This is a genomic window from Zobellella sp. DQSA1 (genome assembly GCF_041950555.1).
Lineage (GTDB): Bacteria > Pseudomonadota > Gammaproteobacteria > Enterobacterales > Aeromonadaceae > Oceanimonas.
On the sequence record NZ_CP169531.1, the window covers coordinates 22,273 to 37,500 of the forward strand.

The window sequence follows — 15,228 nt, forward strand, 5'->3', positions numbered from 1 at the left end:
CAGCCTGGAGATGCCAATGCGGCCGCTTACGGCTTACGCCCAGGATTACCGGCATGGCGCGCTGGAGCCGGCGCATCGGCACCGCTGCGCCCAGTTGATCCACACCCTGAGCGGTATAGTGCGGGTTGATACCGATGCAGGAACCTGGATCATTCCTCCCGGTCGAGGGGTCTGGGTACCGGCGGAAACCACGCATGCCTTGAAGATGAATGGCCAGGTGCGTATGCGCACCCTGTTCGTCGATTCCCTGGCCAGGGCCGACTTGCCGGGCGATTGTTGTGTGGTGGAGGTGGGTGACCTGTTGAAAGCCCTGATAGTGGCGGCCATCGATATTGCTCCCGATTATGCACCCGGTGGACGCGCCGAGCGGGTAATGGAACTGATCCTGGATGAGTTGCGTATCCTGCCGGTACTGGGGTTGAATCTGCCGGATGTGGTGAGCCCCGCGTTACTGACGCTGTGCCACGAGGTACACCGGCAATTGCATGAAGCCTGGTCCCTGGAGCGGGCCGCCGAATTGCTGGGGGTCAGTGAGCGCACCGTATCTCGCCGGTTCCAGCGGGAAACCGGCCTGACTTTCAGCGAGTGGCTGCGTCGCAAGCGCCTGCTGGAGGCCCTGGAAGCGCTTGCGGCGGGGCATTCGGTACTGGATGTGGCGCTGGCGGTCGGCTACGACAGCCAGAGCGCCTTCAGCGCCATGTTTCGGCGTTGTCTAGGGGTCTCGCCCAGTACTTATTTGGGCAGCTAGTTCGGGTGGTTGGCAGCCAGAGCCTGTCCGGTTATGTGCAATACCGCCTGCAGCGAGGCCTTAGCGACATCCGTATCGATGCCGGCGCCATGCCGGTTGCCGTGCTTGTCCCGGCATTCGAGGTAGGCCACGGCCATGCTGCGGCTGGCCTGGCCCAGGGTGTGCTCATGGTAGCCTACTATCTCCAGGGCCAGACCGAACTGGTGGTTAATGGCATCCATCATGGCCGACAGCAGGCCGTTACCCCGGCCGGACAGATGCACTTCTTCGCCCTGATAGCTTACTCTGGCATGAATGCGCTGTCCTTGACCATCGTGCTTGCTGGCATATTCCTGCAGGGTCAGCATCGTGGGCTCGGCCAAGCCGTATTGCTGACGGAACAGGGCCCAGATTTCCGCGACCGTCAGTTCCCTCCCGGACTCATCAGCAACCATCTGTAGCTGCCGGCTGAAGTGGATCTGCATATTTCTGGGCAATTGCAGGCCATGGTTTTGTTCCAGCAGCCAGGCGGCGCCGCTCTTGCCCGATTGGCTGTTGACCCGGATAACGGCTTCGTAGCTGCAACCCACATCCGCCGGGTCGAGCGGCAGGTAAGGAACCTGCCAGGGAGACTGCGGCTGTTGCCGTCGGGCGGCAAACCCTTTTTTGATGGCATCCTGGTGGGATCCCGAAAAGGCGGTGAACACCAGTTCGCCGGCATAGGGATGCCGGGGATGGACCGGCAGCGCGTTGCAGTATTCGACCAACTCGACCAGTCGGCGCAAATCCGAAAAGTCGAGCCCCGGGCTGATACCCTGGGTATACAGGTTGAGTGCCAGGGTCACCAGATCCACGTTGCCGGTGCGCTCGCCATTGCCGAACAGGCAGCCTTCCACCCGGGTGGCACCGGCCAGCAGAGCCAATTCGGCACAGGCGACGCCGGTGCCCCTGTCGTTGTGCGGGTGCACGCTGATGGTGACGTGCTCGTGATGGGGCAGCTGGCGGATGAACCACTCAATCTGATCGGCATAGACATTGGGCGTGTTGACCTCGACCGTGGCGGGCAGATTGAGGATCAACGGCCGCTCGGCGCTCGGCTGCCAGGCTTCCAGCACAGCGGTGCAGATCGCCAAGGCAAACTCCGGTTCGGTGAAGCAGAAGGTTTCCGGTGAGTATTCCAGTATCCATCGGGTGTCGGTATTCACCTCACAGTGCGCGCGGATTTGGCGCGCACCGCTCACCGCCAGCTCGACCGTCGCTGCCCGGTCCTGGCGGAACACCAGTTCCCTGAACAGGGGCGCGGTGGCATTGTACAGATGGACTATGGCCCTGGGAGCTCCCTGGAGGGACGCCAGGGTGCGGGTGATCAGATCCGGTCTGGACTGGGTGATGACCTGGATCCAGACGTCATCCGGAATGTGCTGCTGTTCTATCAGGTAACGGACAAAATCGAAATCGGTGCCGGAGGCCGCCGGGAAAGCGACCTCGATTTCCTTGAATCCACACTGGACCAAGTGCTCGAACAACAGGGCCTTTTTCTGCTGGTCCATAGGGGAAATCAGCGCCTGGTTACCGTCACGCAGGTCGGTCGAGCACCAGCGCGGGGCCCGGGTCAGGGTGTTGCCTGGCCAGCGCCTGTCTTCCAACGGCAAGGTGGCGGCGGGCCGGTACTTCGAAGAGGGATCGGTAAGCATGAGCAACTCCAGTCATCTGTGAATAAGAGGGTGTATTGTTACCGACTCCGAAAGTGGTGGATCCTGCGGAGGTGACTGGGGTTATCGTGAAGTGGACAGCCTGACGAGCGGTCTCGCCAATTTTTCGCATGAGAGTGCCTTGAAAAGGGATAGGGTTTACCCCACATAAATAATGAAGGCGCCGACAGGGCCTTCATCGACCCCAAGCCCGTCGTTGAGAGGGCAACCACAATATCGCTCATTGGAGGATATGATTATGTCACGCTTCGATTTTTCACCCCTGTACCGCTCCGCCATCGGTTTCGACCGTCTGGCATCTCTGATGGAAAACGCCGCCAGTGGTGGCAGCAACAACGGCTACCCGCCGTACAACATCGAACTGCTCAGCGAAAACCAGTATCGCATCTCCATGGCGGTGGCCGGCTTTGCCCGTCAGGATCTGGAAATCACCAGCCATGAAAACACCCTGATGGTGAAAGGCCATAAGGAACAAGAGCAGGAATCCAGGAATTATCTTTACCAGGGTATCGCCGAGCGCGGCTTCGAGCGGCGTTTCCAGCTGGCCGATCATATCAAGGTGGTGGGCGCCGATCTGGAAAACGGCCTGCTGCACATCGATCTGGTGCGTGAGGTGCCGGAGGCCGCCAAGCCGAAAACCATCGCCATTGGCCAGGCCGAGTAAACCAAGCCTGCCCATCAAACGACAACGCCGGCATCATGCCGGCGTTGTGGTTTCTATCTTACGGCTGGCCGTAGAGCGCCAGTATCTCCTTCGCCAGTATCTCGATACCGGCCTTTACATCCGCTTCCGGCTGGGCGTAGTTGAGACGGATACACTCCTTGCTGTGTTGCCACTCGGTATCCTCGATGCCGGGGAAGAAGTAATGGCCGGGCACCACCAGCAGTCCCTGCTGTTTCAGGCGCTGATACAGCTCCTGGCAATGGACGGGCAGATCCTCGAACCACAACCACAGGAAAAGCGCACCTTCCGGCTTGTGGATATGGAACTGGGCCAGCGGAATGGCCTCCTGCAACCAGGCTACCGCCTGCTGCGCCTTGGCCTGGTAGAAAGGACGGATGACCTCGTTGCTGAGCCGGATAACGTCGCCGCTTTCCATCATCGGCAGGGTCAGGGCCGGGCCCATGCTGCCCGGGGCCAGGTTGATGATACCGCTGATATTGGTGATGGCCTGGATGATGGCGGGCTTGGCCACCACGATGCCGCAGCGAACCCCGGGCAGACCCAGTTTGGACAGGCTCATGCACAGGATGGTGTTGTCGTTCCAGAACGGCTTGGCTTCGGTGAAGATGATATTGGGGAAAGGAGTACCGTAGGCGTTGTCGATAAGCAGGGGAATGCCTTTTTCCCGGGCAATTTCGTCCAGGTGTACGACTTCTTCGTCGGTAAGCACATTGCCGGTGGGGTTGGTGGGGCGAGAGACGCAGATCAGGCCGATATCGTCGCCGACCTCCAGTTGTTCAAAGTCTACATGATATTTGAACAGGCCGTTCTCCAGCCTGCTGATACTCGGCTTGCAGGCCACGAAATGCTCTTCGTCCAGGGCGCTGTCGCCGTAGCCGATGTATTCCGGGGCCAGGGGAAAGAGCACCTTCTTCTTGCGGCCATCGGCAAACTCGCCGGCCAGCAGGTTGAACAGGTAGAAGAAAGCGGTCTGGCTACCGTTGGTGAGGGCGATATGCTCGGGGCCTACCGGCCAGCCCAGCTCCCGGGACAACAGCCTGGCCAGGGCCCGGATAAAGGTATCCTTGCCCTGGGGACCGTCGTAGTTGGCAATGGCCTTCAGCAGATCCCCGGTTTTCAGCAACTGCTGGGCTTGCTGGTCCAGATAGGCGAGCACTTCCGGGATGGCGGCCGGATTACCGCCACCCAGCATAATGGTGTTGGGCGCGGTCAGACCCTGATTGAGATCGTCCATCAACTGGGTGATGCCGGCGTGGCGGGTAAACTTCTGACCGAATGCTGAAAATTCCATGGGATAACTACCAAAGGGGCTATTGTTGCTGAAACAGCCACGTTAGCCCATATTGTTCCCGCTGTCGACCGGGGTAAGGAGCAGTATTCATCAGAAGCAAGGGGCCGCTGTTTCATGTGAAACAGCGGCCCTTCCATTCAATAGGAATAGGTCTGGGTCGGTTTGGCGTACTTGGAAGGCTGGGCTTCATAGCTGACCTTGAGCGCCAGCACGGTGCACTTTTCGTCGCTTTCGAGGAAGGGGGAAAGCTCGTTGAGCATATGCTGTCGTTCGGGGGAGTCATGCCAGCGTTCCCAACTGCCGATATTCTCCCAGTTGGAAATCACATAGAAGTGGTTGGGATGGTTGAGGTCACGGTAGGCATCGCCCTTGAGAAAGCCGGGTCTGTCGGTGATCTGCAGCATCAGGCGGCGCACCGTGTCCTGATAAACCTCTTCCAACCCCTCGGCAACGTGACGTTCGATAATAACTTTGATCATAGGCAGTATCCTTGCTGCTGAATGACATCACTGAGTTAATGGTTTTATCGTATTTCGAAGCTGCTATTTAATATGTAACACAGATTCTTGCCGGTTTTGGTAAGACCAGAGAATTTAAACAAAAAGCCCCGCGGATGCGGGGCTTAAGCTGGTTACTGCAGCAGGGAGATGTCCGCTATCTGCAGGAAGAGATTGCGCAACTGGCTGAGCAGGGCCAGGCGGTTGAGGCGGATGGCTTCGTCTTCCGCCATCACCATCACCTGGTCGAAGAAGCTGTCCACGCCTTCGCGCAGAGCGGCCAGTTCGCTTAGGGCGCGGTCGTAGTCGCCGGCGGCGAACAGTGGTGCCAGGCGGGCGGAAAGTTCCGCCAACTGGCCTGCCAGCACTTTCTCCGCCTCGTCCTGCAGCAGGAGCGGGTTCACCTCGGTGGGAATATCACCTTCGAACTTGGCCAGAATATTGCCGACCCGCTTGTTGGCGGCGGCCAGAGCGGCGGCGGCCTCCAGCTGGCGGAACCGGCTTACGGCCCCGACCCGGGCATCGAAGTCGGCGGGACGGGTCGGCTTGCGGGCCAGCACCGCCTGGATGACATCCACCTCATGACCCAGATCCTGGTACCAGGCGCGGAAGCGACCCAGCATAAAGTCCAGCACCTCGTCGGCCACCCGGGCGTTGCTCAACTTGTCGCCGTAGAGGGTGCGGGCCTGCTCGATCAACACCACCAGATCCAGGTTGTAACCCTTTTCGACGATAATACGCAGGGCGCCCAGGGCGGCCCGGCGCAGGGCGAAGGGATCCTTGTCGCCCTTGGGAGCCTGGCCGATGCCGAAGATGCCTACCAGGGTGTCCAGCTTGTCGGCCAGGGCCAGGGCGGCGGAAATGTCCTGGCCGGGCAGCTCGTCGCCGGCGAAGCGGGGCTGGTACTGCTCCTTCAGGGCCAGGGCCACGGCCTCATGCTCACCGTCGTGGCGGGCGTAGTGCATGCCCATCACCCCCTGGGTGTCGGTGAATTCGAACACCATGTTGGTCATGAGATCGCACTTGGACAGCAGACCGGCCCGTTCGGCCAGCGTCCGGTCGGCGCCGATGGCGACGGCGATAAGGCCGGACAGGGCGCTGATGCGCTCGGACTTCTCCCGTACTGTGCCCAGCTGCTGCTGGAACAGCACATGATCCAGTTGCTCCAGGCGAGAGATCAGTGGGGCCTTGCGGTCGGTGTTGAAGAAGAACTCGGCATCGGCCAGGCGCGGGCGTACCACCTTCTCGTTGCCGCTGATGATCTGGCTCGGGTCCTTGGACTCGATGTTGGTGACGAAGATGAACTTCGGCAGCAGGCGGCCGTCGGTGTCGTACACCGGGAAGTATTTCTGGTCGCCCTTCATGGTGTACACCAGGGCTTCTGCCGGCACCGCCAGGAATTTTTCCTCGAAGGAGGCGGTGAGTACCACCGGCCATTCAACCAGTGAGGTGACTTCTTCCAGCAGTTCGTCGTCCAGGTCGGCGATACCGCCCACGGCAGCGGCGGCCTGCTCGACCCCGGTTTTGATCATCGCCTTGCGGCGCTCGAAGTCGGCCAGCACCTTGCCGCGTTCTTCGAGCTGTTGCAGGTAGTGGTCGCCATGCTCCAGCTGGAATTCCTGCTCACCCATAAAACGGTGGCCGCGCAGGGTGCGGGCGGCGTCGACGCCCAGTATGGTGGCGGGCAGCAGTTGCTCACCCAGCAGCAGGGTAACGGTGTGCACCGGGCGGATAAACTGGGTGGCCTTGTCGCCCCAGCGCATGGCCTTGGGGATCGGCAACCGGGTCAGGGCTTGCTCGACCATCGCCGGCAACAGCTCGGCAGCGCTCTTGCCCTTGATGTCGGCCAGGTGCACCAGCCACTCGCCCTTGTCGGTCTTCAGTCGGCCGGCCTGTTCGACGCTGATACCGTTGCCCCTGGCCCAGCCTTCGGCGGCCTTGGTGGGTTTGCCTTCGGCATCGAAGGCGGCCTGCACGGCGGGACCGCGTTTTTCGAGTTGCTTGTCGGCCTGGGCCGCGGCCAGGCCGATCACCTGTACCGCCAGGCGGCGGGGGGCCGCGTACCAGCGGACCTCGGCGAAGGGCAGTTCGGCGTCGGTCAGTTCAAGCCTGAGGTTGTCGGCAAAGGCTTCGCCCAGGCTACGCAGCGCCTTCGGCGGCAGTTCTTCGGTACCTATTTCAACCAGGAAATTCTGTTCGGCCATGCCCTTATCCTTCTTTCTTACACATGGGGAAACCCAGGGCTTCGCGGGAGGCGTAGTAGGCCTCGGCGACGGCCTTGGTCAGGGTGCGGATGCGGAGTATATAGCGCTGGCGTTCGGTCACCGAAATCGCCTTGCGGGCATCCAGCAGGTTGAAGGCGTGGCCCGCTTTCAGGATCCGCTCGTAGGCGGGCAGGGGCAGCGGTTTTTCCAGGGCCAGCAGGTGCTGGCACTCCTTCTCGCACTGTTCGAAGAAGCCGAACAGGAAGTCCACATCGGCATGTTCGAAGTTGTAGGTGGACTGTTCCACTTCGTTTTGGTGGAAAATGTCGCCGTAGGTGGTCTTGCCTAGGGGACCGTCGCACCACACCAGATCGTAGACCGAGTCCACGCCTTGAATATACATGGCCAGCCGCTCCAGGCCGTAGGTGATCTCGCCGGTGACCGGTTTGCACTCCAGGCCGCCCACCTGCTGGAAGTAGGTGAACTGGGTCACCTCCATACCGTTGAGCCAGACTTCCCAGCCGAGGCCCCAGGCGCCGAGGGTGGGGTTTTCCCAGTTGTCTTCCACAAAGCGGATATCATGCACCAGCGGATCCAGGCCCAGCTCCTTCAGCGAGCCCAGGTACAGCTCCTGGAGATTGTCTGGTGACGGCTTGATGATCACCTGGAACTGGTAATAGTGCTGCAGCCGGTTGGGGTTTTCGCCATAGCGGCCGTCGGTGGGGCGGCGGGAGGGCTGTACATAGGCGGTGGCGATCGGCTCCGGTCCTATGGCCCGCAGGCAGGTCATGGGGTGGGAGGTGCCGGCACCCACTTCCATATCCAGCGGCTGCACTATGGTGCAGCCTTGCCGGGCCCAGTAATCCTGCAATGTCAGGATCAGACCCTGAAAGGTATTGATATCGAATTTTTGCATGATGTTCGCGCCTTGATATAGGTGCATTCGCAGTGTGAAACTAGGCCAAAGAGTATACCTGCTGACCCGGTGTGAATATAGGCTGAATTCGAGGAGCGACCATGCTGACACGTTGTGGTTGGGTCAATGAAGACCCGCGTTATATCCATTATCACGATCATGAGTGGGGGGTGCCCGAGTACGACAAGCGGGCGCTGTTTGAAAAACTGTGCCTGGATGGCCAGCAGGCCGGCCTGAGCTGGTTCACCATCCTCTGCAAGATCCCGGGCTACCGGGCCGCCTTCGCCGATTTCGAACCGGAGCGAATTGCCCGTTTCGATGAGCTGGATGTGGAGCGGTTGATGCAGGACAGGGGCATAGTGCGTAACCGGCTCAAAATCCAGTCGGTCGTCAAGAATGCCCGGGCCTACCTGGCGATGGAGGCGGAGGGCCTGGACTTCGGACGCTGGCTGTGGGACTTCGTCGGTGGCGAGCCGGTGGTGAACCGCTGGCCCAGCCTGGGGGAGGTGCCGGCCACCACCCCGGCCTCGGACGCCATGGCGAAGGCGCTGAAGCGGCGGGGTTTCTCCTTCGTGGGCAGCACCATCTGCTATGCCTTTATGCAGGCGACCGGCATGGTGAACGATCACCTGCTGAGCTGCCCCTGTCATCCGGACAACGTCAACGGCTGACATCTGGTCGCAAGGAGTCTTTGTCGAACGCCCTGGGGGGCGCTATATTGTCGGATACTTGTGCTCGTTATAAACGGAACCCTGATATGAAAAAAGTCTGCTTGGCCATGGCTGCGGCGATGGCCCTTTCTGCCTGTACCACCAACCCCTATACCGGTGAGTCCCAAACTTCCAAGGCGGCGGTGGGCAGTGGCATCGGCGCCCTGGCCGGGGCGGTGATCGGCGGCGCATCCGCCAGCTCCAGCGATCGCAAGAAGGGTATCCTGATCGGCGCCGCCAGCGGTGCGGCCCTGGGCGGCGGTGTGGGTTACTACATGGATGTGCAGGAGGCCAAGCTGCGGGATCAGATGCGGGGCACCGGCGTCAGCGTGACCCGCAACGGCGACGACATCATCCTCAACATGCCGAGTGCCATCACCTTTGCGGTGGACAGCGCCGATCTGTCGCCCAACTTCTACAACACCCTGAGCGGGGTGGCCATGGTATTGAAAGAGTACGACAAGACCTGGGTACACGTGGTCGGCCATACCGACAACACCGGCTCCGCCAGCCACAACCAGGGACTGTCCGAGCGCCGTGCCGCGTCCGTGGGCCAGTTCCTGATCAGCCAGGGTGCGGCCGCCAATCGTTTCAATATCCGCGGCATGGGCTTCAACCAGCCGGTGGCCAGCAATGACACCGAGCAGGGCCGGGCGCAGAACCGTCGGGTGGAGATCACCCTGAGCCCCATGTCCTAAGGCGGGGCGCGGGCATCTGCCGTGCTCCGGCATGCCTGCGAGAGGCTGGATAGAGAGATGCCCGCGTCGCGGGCATTTTTTATGCCTGCAGCCAGGCCAGCAGCGACATCCATACCGGCAGCACCGCCATGGCCAGCAGGGTCTGGCCGGTGATGATGGCGGCCATCAGGGGGGCGTTGCCGCCCATCTGCCGGGCCAGGATATAGGAAGAGGTGGCGGTGGGCAGGGCGGTAAAGAGTACCACCACCCCCAGCTCGATTTCACCCAATCCGGTCAGCCAGCCGACCAGCAGGGCCAACACGGGCAAGGCGGCGAACTTGATGGTGCAGGCCTGCCAGAAGGCCCGGCCGGTGCCGCGCAGGGCCTTCAGTTGCAGCGCTACCCCCACCGCGATCAGCCCCAGTGGCAGGGCCGCCTGGCCGGCGAGGCCCAGGGTATCCCTGCTCCAGCCCGGCAGGCCGATACCGGTGACGTTGAGGGCAATGCCGACCACGCAGCCCAGCAGCAGGGGGTTTTTGGCCAGGGCCTTGACGGCATTCCAGAGTCCCGACTGGCCGCCGCCGTCGGTGCCTACAAACATCAGCACGCAGAGAATGTTGACCAGGGGCACCATGACGGCGATGGCCACGGCGGCGGCGGTGATGCCGGCATCACCGTAGAGGGCGGCGGCCCCGGCCAGACCCACATAGGTGTTGAAGCGCAGCGCCCCCTGAAATACCGAGGTAAAAGAGGGGATGTCCAGCCCCAGACGGTGGCGCAACAGCCACAGCGCCGCAGCCAGCAACAGCAGCAGGCCGGCGAGCAGAGTCACCATGCCGGTAAAGGCGACCTGACCGAAGTCGGCGGTGGCCAGGGTGCTGATCAGCATGGTCGGAAACAGCAGGAAGTAGATGAAACGCTCGGCGCCGTGCCAGAACTGTTCGTCGGGAAAACGCAGCCGCCGGAGCACGGTGCCGGTCAGGATCAGCAGGAAAAGGGGACCAAGGGCATGGCTGACGGCCAGCATGGAGTGTCCTTACAAAGAGAGTTGTTCGGACCCCAAGCTTATCAGCTTGTGATGGGCGGTTATATCCGCCCTTTGGCGAGTCAGGCGCCTTTCTGGATCAGGAACTGATAGGGCAGTCGCTCTATCTGGCTGGACAGCAGCACATGGTCCATAAAGCGGCAGAAGCTGGGGATGTCCCGGGTGGTGGAGGGATCGTCGGCGGTGATCAGCAGGGTTTCGCCGCTGGCCATATTGCGTACCCGCTTGCGCACCATCATTACCGGCTCGGGACAGCGCAGGCCGGTGGCATCCAGTATATGCTGGGCATCGGAAAAAGAAAAATTCATGGTTCTACTACCTGGTCGTTAACCCCGCCTATATTACCCTTGCTGAATAAATGGTCAACCGTGGCCGTGATCAAAAAAGGGCAGGGGAAGCCCCTGCCCAAAATCGACCATAGAAGTTCTTGTCGTTGCCCTGGATGCTCGTGTCATCTGAACGCTATAGCAGCGACCAGGTGCCGCTAAGCAGCCCCTTCGCGCCATGGACGGCGCGGCGGAGCCCCCATGGATGGATTTACGGCGTGTCTGCGTGAGGTTCCTGGCCGATGCTGCTCATCAGTTTCAGACCCGTTCAAATACGGTGGCGATACCCTGGCCCAGTCCGATGCACATGGTGGCCACGCCCAGGGTGGCGTCTTTATTTTCCATCAGGTTGAGCAAGGTGGTGGAGATACGGGCACCGGAGCAACCCAGCGGGTGGCCGAGGGCGATGGCGCCGCCGTTGAGGTTAACCTTGTCGTCCATCACCTCCAGCAGGCCCAGATCCTTGAGCACCGGCAGCGACTGGGCGGCGAAGGCTTCGTTCAGCTCGAACAGGTCGATATCCGATACCGAGAGACCGGCCCGTTTGAGCGCCTTGTGTACCGCCGGCACCGGGCCGTAGCCCATGATGGAGGGATCGCAGCCCGCCACCGCCATGGCTTTGATGCGCGCCCGGGGCCTGAGGCCCAGGGCAGCGGCCTTGTCGGCGGACATCACCAGCATGGCGGAAGCGCCGTCGGACAGGGCGGAGGAAGTGCCGGCGGTCACGGTGCCGTTGACCGGATCGAACGCCGGGCGCAGCTGGGCCAGGGACTCCAGGCTGGTTTCCGGGCGGATCACCTCGTCGGTTTCAAACAGGGCCAGGCTGCCGTCGGCGGCATGGCCGTTGATGGGCAGTATCTCGTTGGCGAAACGGCCTTCCAGGGTAGCCTGGTGGGCACGCTGGTGGGAACGCACCGCGAAAGCGTCCTGCTGCTCCCGGCTGATGCCGTGCAGCCGGCCCAGCAACTCGGCGGTCAGGCCCATCATGCCGGCGGCCTTGGCCACGTTCAGGGCTAACCCGGGATGGAAGTCCACCCCGTGGTTCATGGGCACGTGGCCCATGTGCTCGACCCCGCCGATGATGAAGACGTCGCCGTCGCCCACCATGATGGCCCGGGCGGCGTCGTGCAGCGCCTGCATGGAGGAGCCGCACAACCGGTTGACGGTGACGGCGCCTACTTCCTTGGGCAGACCGGCCAGCAGGGCGGCGTTGCGGGCCACGTTGAAGCCCTGCTCCAGGGTCTGCTGCACGCAACCCCAGTAGATGTCCTCGACATCGGTGGCGGCCAGGGCCGGGTTGCGGGCCAGCAGCCCCTGCATCAGATGGGCGGACAGATCCTCGGCCCTGACGTTGCGGAATGCACCGCCCTTGGAACGTCCCATGGGGGTACGAATACAATCGACAATTACCACGTCTTTCATGCTGTCGTCTCCTTCCGCCAATCAGTAAAAGGTCTTGCCGTCGGCGGCCATCTGGCGCAGTCCGGGGCTCACTTGATAGAGGGGGCCCAGATGGGCGAATTTGTCGGCCATGGCCACATAGTTGACCAGGCCCAGGGTATCCAGGTAGCGGAACACGCCGCCCCGGAACGGCGGGAAGCCGAGACCGTACACCAGCGCCAGATCCGCCTCGGCGGGAGAGCCGATAATGCCTTCTTCCAGGCAGAGCACCACTTCGTTGATCATGGGGATCATCATACGGGCGATGATGTCGTCCTGCTCCAGTTCGAGCCGGCTTTCGACCACTTCCTGCAGCAACTGGTAGCTCTGCGGATCGGCTTCCTTCTTCGGCTTGCCTTTCTTGTCCTGGCTGTAGGCGTAGAAGCCCTTGCCGTTCTTCTGGCCGAAGCGCTGCTGCTCATACATGACGTCGATGGCGTCCTTGCCGGCCTTGCTCATGCGCGCCGGGAAGCCCTCGGCCATGACGGCGGCGGCATGGTGGCCGGTGTCTATGCCCACCACGTCCAGCAGGTAGGCGGGCCCCATGGGCCAGCCGAATACCTTCTCCATCACCTTGTCGACCTGCACGAAGTCGGCGCCGTCGGCAATCAGCTTGCCGAAGCCGAAGAAGTAGGGGAACAGCACCCGGTTGACGAAGAAGCCGGGGCAGTCGTTCACCACCACCGGCGCCTTGCCCATGGCGGCGGCGTAGGCCACCACCCGGTTGATGGTATCGTCGCTGGTCTGCTCGCCGCGGATAATCTCCACCAGGGGCATGCGGTGCACCGGGTTGAAGAAGTGCATGCCGCAGAACCGCTCCGGTCGTTGGAGGCTCCTGGCCAGCAGCGAAATGGGAATGGTGGAGGTGTTGGAGGCGATGACGGTGTCCTCACTCACTTTTGCTTCTACCTCGGCCAGCACCTGGGACTTGATTTTGGGATTCTCGACCACGGCCTCCACCACCATGTCCACGCCCTGCAGGCCGTCATAGTTCAGGGTGGGCGTGATGCTGGACAATACCTGGGCCAGCTTGAAGCCGTCGATCTTGCCCCGCTCCAGCTGCTTGTTGAGCAGCTTGCCGGCCTCGTTCATACCGAGTTGCAGGGCCTGGTCGTTGATGTCCTTCATCACCGCCGGTATGCCTTTCACCGCCGACTGGTAGGCAATGCCGCCGCCCATGATGCCGGCGCCGAGCACGGCGGCCTTGCGGGTGGCCGGAGCCGACCGGGCCGCCTTCTTGGCCTTGCCCTTGATGAACTGGTCGTTCAGGAAAATGCCCACCAGGGCGCGGGCCACCGGGGTTTTGGCCAGCTTGACGAAGTGGTCCTGTTCCACCTGAAGCGCGGCGTCGCGGCCCATGGCGGCGGCGGCCTCGATGGTTTTCACCGCGGTGATGGGGGCCGGATAGTGGGGGCCGGCCTTGGCGGCCACCATGCCTTTGGCGGTGTTGAAGCTCATCATGGCTTCCAGTTTGTCCAGGGTCAGCGGCGCGCACTTGCGGGCGCGCTTGCCCTGCCAGTCCTGCTTGCCGGCGGCGGCGTCCTGCAGCAGGCGGATGGCAGCGTCCCGCAACTGGTTGCTGTTCACCACCGCGTCCAGCACACCCACGGCCAGGCAGGCCTCGGCCTTGTTCTCCTGCCCCGTGGTGATCCATTCCATGGCGTTGTCTGCACCAATGAGGCGCGGCAAGCGCACGGTGCCACCGAAACCGGGCATGATGCCGAGCTTGGTTTCCGGCAGGCCGATGCGGGCACTGGCATCACCGATACGGTAGTCGGTGGCCAGGATGCACTCGCAACCGCCGCCGAGGGCATAGCCCCTGACCACGCTGACGGTGGGGAAGGGCAGGTCTTCGATGCGGTTGAAAATCCGGTTGGCCTTGGCCAGCCAGTCGCCGAGTTCGGTTTCCGGCAGTTCGAACAGCTCCAGAAACTCGGTGATGTCGGCACCGACAATAAAAGCGTCCTTGTTACTGGTCAGCATCAGGCCGCTGATACCGGTGGTCTGTTCCAGTGCCGTCACCGCCTGTTCCAGTGACTGCAGGGTGGCGCGGTCGAGCTTGTTGATGGCACCTTTGCCGTCAAAGCTGAGTTCAGCAATACCGTCTTGCAACAGTTGTACAGAGAGGGCTTCGCCTTGGTAGATCATCCTCATATCTCCTTGTTCCCTTGGGCTGCTCCGACTCTCCCGGGCAGGGATGGGCTCACTATGAACAGAAAAGCAGCTGATTTCAACACCTATTTTAAACAATTGTTTTAATTTTATGTGGTGCTTGTTAATGACACCATCGGGCGGGCCCGAATGAGCAAAAGATGACTTCCCCGCACGATTCGGCAACAATGTTGCGCTCTTTTTCGCAGGCTCGCCGGCAGGGTCGAATACTCAATATTAGGCGGGCTTTGTCGTGACCGGGATCCGTACCGTGAATATGTCTCCTTATCCGGTTCCTGCCGCGCCTCTGGTGTGGGAGCAGGACATCAAGAAAAGCCGTTTTATCGCCTTCCTGGCCCATACCCCGGATCCTGCGGCGGCGAAAGCCTTTATCGATTCTGTGCGTGCCCGTGAGCCTTCCGCCGGCCACCACTGCTGGGCGTTCGTGGCCGGTGTACCGACGGATTCCCGGGTGCTCGGCTTCAGCGACGACGGCGAGCCGTCGGGCACTGCCGGCAAGCCGATTCTGGCCCAGTTACAGGGATCCGGCATCGGTGAGATCACCGCCGTGGTCAGCCGCTACTTCGGTGGCATCAAGCTGGGTACCGGCGGTCTGGTACGTGCCTACGGGGGAACAGTGGCATCTGCCCTGATGCAACTGGAGACCCGGGAGCGGCGTATCATGGGGCGATTGACCGTCAGCGCAGGCTACGGCGACATGGCGCTGCTGGAATTTCTGCTGGGTGAGGTTCAGGGGCAATGGCTGGAAGTCGACTATGGCGCCGAAGTGAAGGGGGTCTTGTCGGTTGAGGCGCGCACCATTCCCGAATTCTGTCGCCAGCTGCGG

The 15,228-nt window shown here is 61.8% G+C and carries 14 protein-coding genes (1 of these 14 only partly in view); 5 read left to right on the forward strand and 9 right to left on the reverse strand.

Annotation, left to right across the window (positions count from 1 at the left end):
- Positions 1–16: 16 nt before the first annotated feature.
- Positions 17–748 (forward strand): helix-turn-helix transcriptional regulator, encoded by a 732-nt coding sequence (locus ACEVBK_RS00080; protein ID WP_375056620.1) that lies wholly within the window; start codon positions 17–19, stop codon positions 746–748.
- Here the strand turns inward: ACEVBK_RS00080 and leuA are convergent.
- Positions 745–2,421, reverse strand: a complete 1,677-nt coding sequence (gene leuA, locus ACEVBK_RS00085) for a 2-isopropylmalate synthase (protein ID WP_375056621.1) — start codon at positions 2,419–2,421, stop codon at positions 745–747. The genes ACEVBK_RS00080 and leuA overlap by 4 nt on opposite strands.
- A 256-nt stretch (positions 2,422–2,677) precedes the next feature.
- On the opposite strand from leuA, the gene ACEVBK_RS00090 reads away from it, so the two are divergent.
- Complete coding sequence (locus tag ACEVBK_RS00090; protein ID WP_375056622.1) at positions 2,678–3,103, forward strand: Hsp20 family protein; 426 nt, start codon at positions 2,678–2,680, stop codon at positions 3,101–3,103.
- Positions 3,104–3,161: 58 nt separating this feature from the next.
- On the opposite strand, the gene ACEVBK_RS00095 is transcribed toward ACEVBK_RS00090, so the two are convergent.
- The 4 genes from ACEVBK_RS00095 to glyQ form a co-directional block, all read right to left on the reverse strand.
- Positions 3,162–4,415: a valine--pyruvate transaminase gene (locus ACEVBK_RS00095; RefSeq protein WP_375056623.1), complete on the reverse strand. Its 1,254-nt coding sequence runs from the start codon at positions 4,413–4,415 to the stop codon at positions 3,162–3,164.
- Between the two features lie 137 nt (positions 4,416–4,552).
- A complete protein-coding gene (locus tag ACEVBK_RS00100) occupies positions 4,553–4,894 on the reverse strand; it encodes an antibiotic biosynthesis monooxygenase (protein WP_375056624.1) in 342 nt (113 codons plus the stop codon).
- 152 nt (positions 4,895–5,046) lie between these two features.
- On the reverse strand, positions 5,047–7,116 hold the full coding sequence (gene glyS, locus ACEVBK_RS00105; protein WP_375056625.1) for a glycine--tRNA ligase subunit beta: 2,070 nt from the start codon (positions 7,114–7,116) through the stop codon (positions 5,047–5,049).
- Positions 7,117–7,120: 4 nt separating this feature from the next.
- Positions 7,121–8,032 carry a glycine--tRNA ligase subunit alpha gene (glyQ, locus tag ACEVBK_RS00110; protein WP_202088624.1) on the reverse strand — a complete coding sequence of 304 codons (912 nt, stop codon included), beginning with the start codon at positions 8,030–8,032 and terminating at the stop codon, positions 7,121–7,123.
- A gap of 101 nt (positions 8,033–8,133) precedes the next feature.
- On the opposite strand from glyQ, the gene ACEVBK_RS00115 reads away from it, so the two are divergent.
- On the forward strand, positions 8,134–8,703 hold the full coding sequence (locus tag ACEVBK_RS00115; RefSeq protein WP_375056626.1) for a DNA-3-methyladenine glycosylase I: 570 nt from the start codon (positions 8,134–8,136) through the stop codon (positions 8,701–8,703).
- Between the two features lie 86 nt (positions 8,704–8,789).
- On the forward strand, positions 8,790–9,440 hold the full coding sequence (locus tag ACEVBK_RS00120; RefSeq protein ID WP_375056627.1) for an OmpA family lipoprotein: 651 nt from the start codon (positions 8,790–8,792) through the stop codon (positions 9,438–9,440).
- Positions 9,441–9,519: 79 nt separating this feature from the next.
- Here the strand turns inward: ACEVBK_RS00120 and ACEVBK_RS00125 are convergent, their stop codons facing one another.
- From ACEVBK_RS00125 to fadB, 4 genes are all read right to left on the reverse strand, one after another.
- A complete protein-coding gene (locus tag ACEVBK_RS00125; protein WP_375056628.1) occupies positions 9,520–10,446 on the reverse strand; it encodes an AEC family transporter in 927 nt (308 codons plus the stop codon).
- A gap of 80 nt (positions 10,447–10,526) precedes the next feature.
- Positions 10,527–10,772 (reverse strand): sulfurtransferase TusA, encoded by a 246-nt coding sequence (tusA, locus tag ACEVBK_RS00130; protein WP_375056629.1) that lies wholly within the window; start codon positions 10,770–10,772, stop codon positions 10,527–10,529.
- Positions 10,773–11,048: 276 nt separating this feature from the next.
- Entirely contained in the window at positions 11,049–12,212 is a 1,164-nt protein-coding gene (gene fadA, locus ACEVBK_RS00135) for an acetyl-CoA C-acyltransferase FadA (protein ID WP_375056630.1), read from the reverse strand.
- Between the two features lie 21 nt (positions 12,213–12,233).
- Positions 12,234–14,378 (reverse strand): fatty acid oxidation complex subunit alpha FadB, encoded by a 2,145-nt coding sequence (fadB, locus tag ACEVBK_RS00140; protein ID WP_375056631.1) that lies wholly within the window; start codon positions 14,376–14,378, stop codon positions 12,234–12,236.
- A gap of 280 nt (positions 14,379–14,658) precedes the next feature.
- Between fadB and ACEVBK_RS00145 the strand changes: the two genes are divergently transcribed.
- Positions 14,659–15,228, forward strand: partial view of a YigZ family protein gene (locus tag ACEVBK_RS00145; RefSeq protein ID WP_375058616.1) — the 5' portion only. It continues 54 nt past the right edge of the window; only the first 570 of its 624 coding nucleotides appear in the window; the start codon lies at positions 14,659–14,661; its stop codon lies beyond the right edge, outside the window.

Bases quoted from the DNA above. Each gene is read 5' to 3' on its own strand.
- ACEVBK_RS00080 (WP_375056620.1), top strand. From the start codon at position 17: ATGCGGCCGCTTACGGCTTACGCCCAGGATTACCGGCATGGCGCGCTG.
- glyS (WP_375056625.1), bottom strand. From the start codon at position 7,116: ATGGCCGAACAGAATTTCCTGGTTGAAATAGGTACCGAAGAACTGCCG.
- tusA (WP_375056629.1), bottom strand. From the start codon at position 10,772: ATGAATTTTTCTTTTTCCGATGCCCAGCATATACTGGATGCCACCGGC.
- ACEVBK_RS00115 (WP_375056626.1), top strand. From the start codon at position 8,134: ATGCTGACACGTTGTGGTTGGGTCAATGAAGACCCGCGTTATATCCAT.
- ACEVBK_RS00120 (WP_375056627.1), top strand. From the start codon at position 8,790: ATGAAAAAAGTCTGCTTGGCCATGGCTGCGGCGATGGCCCTTTCTGCC.
- fadB (WP_375056631.1), bottom strand. From the start codon at position 14,378: ATGATCTACCAAGGCGAAGCCCTCTCTGTACAACTGTTGCAAGACGGT.
- ACEVBK_RS00100 (WP_375056624.1), bottom strand. From the start codon at position 4,894: ATGATCAAAGTTATTATCGAACGTCACGTTGCCGAGGGGTTGGAAGAG.
- fadA (WP_375056630.1), bottom strand. From the start codon at position 12,212: ATGAAAGACGTGGTAATTGTCGATTGTATTCGTACCCCCATGGGACGT.
- leuA (WP_375056621.1), bottom strand. From the start codon at position 2,421: ATGCTTACCGATCCCTCTTCGAAGTACCGGCCCGCCGCCACCTTGCCG.
- ACEVBK_RS00095 (WP_375056623.1), bottom strand. From the start codon at position 4,415: ATGGAATTTTCAGCATTCGGTCAGAAGTTTACCCGCCACGCCGGCATC.
- ACEVBK_RS00125 (WP_375056628.1), bottom strand. From the start codon at position 10,446: ATGCTGGCCGTCAGCCATGCCCTTGGTCCCCTTTTCCTGCTGATCCTG.
- glyQ (WP_202088624.1), bottom strand. From the start codon at position 8,032: ATGCAAAAATTCGATATCAATACCTTTCAGGGTCTGATCCTGACATTG.
- ACEVBK_RS00090 (WP_375056622.1), top strand. From the start codon at position 2,678: ATGTCACGCTTCGATTTTTCACCCCTGTACCGCTCCGCCATCGGTTTC.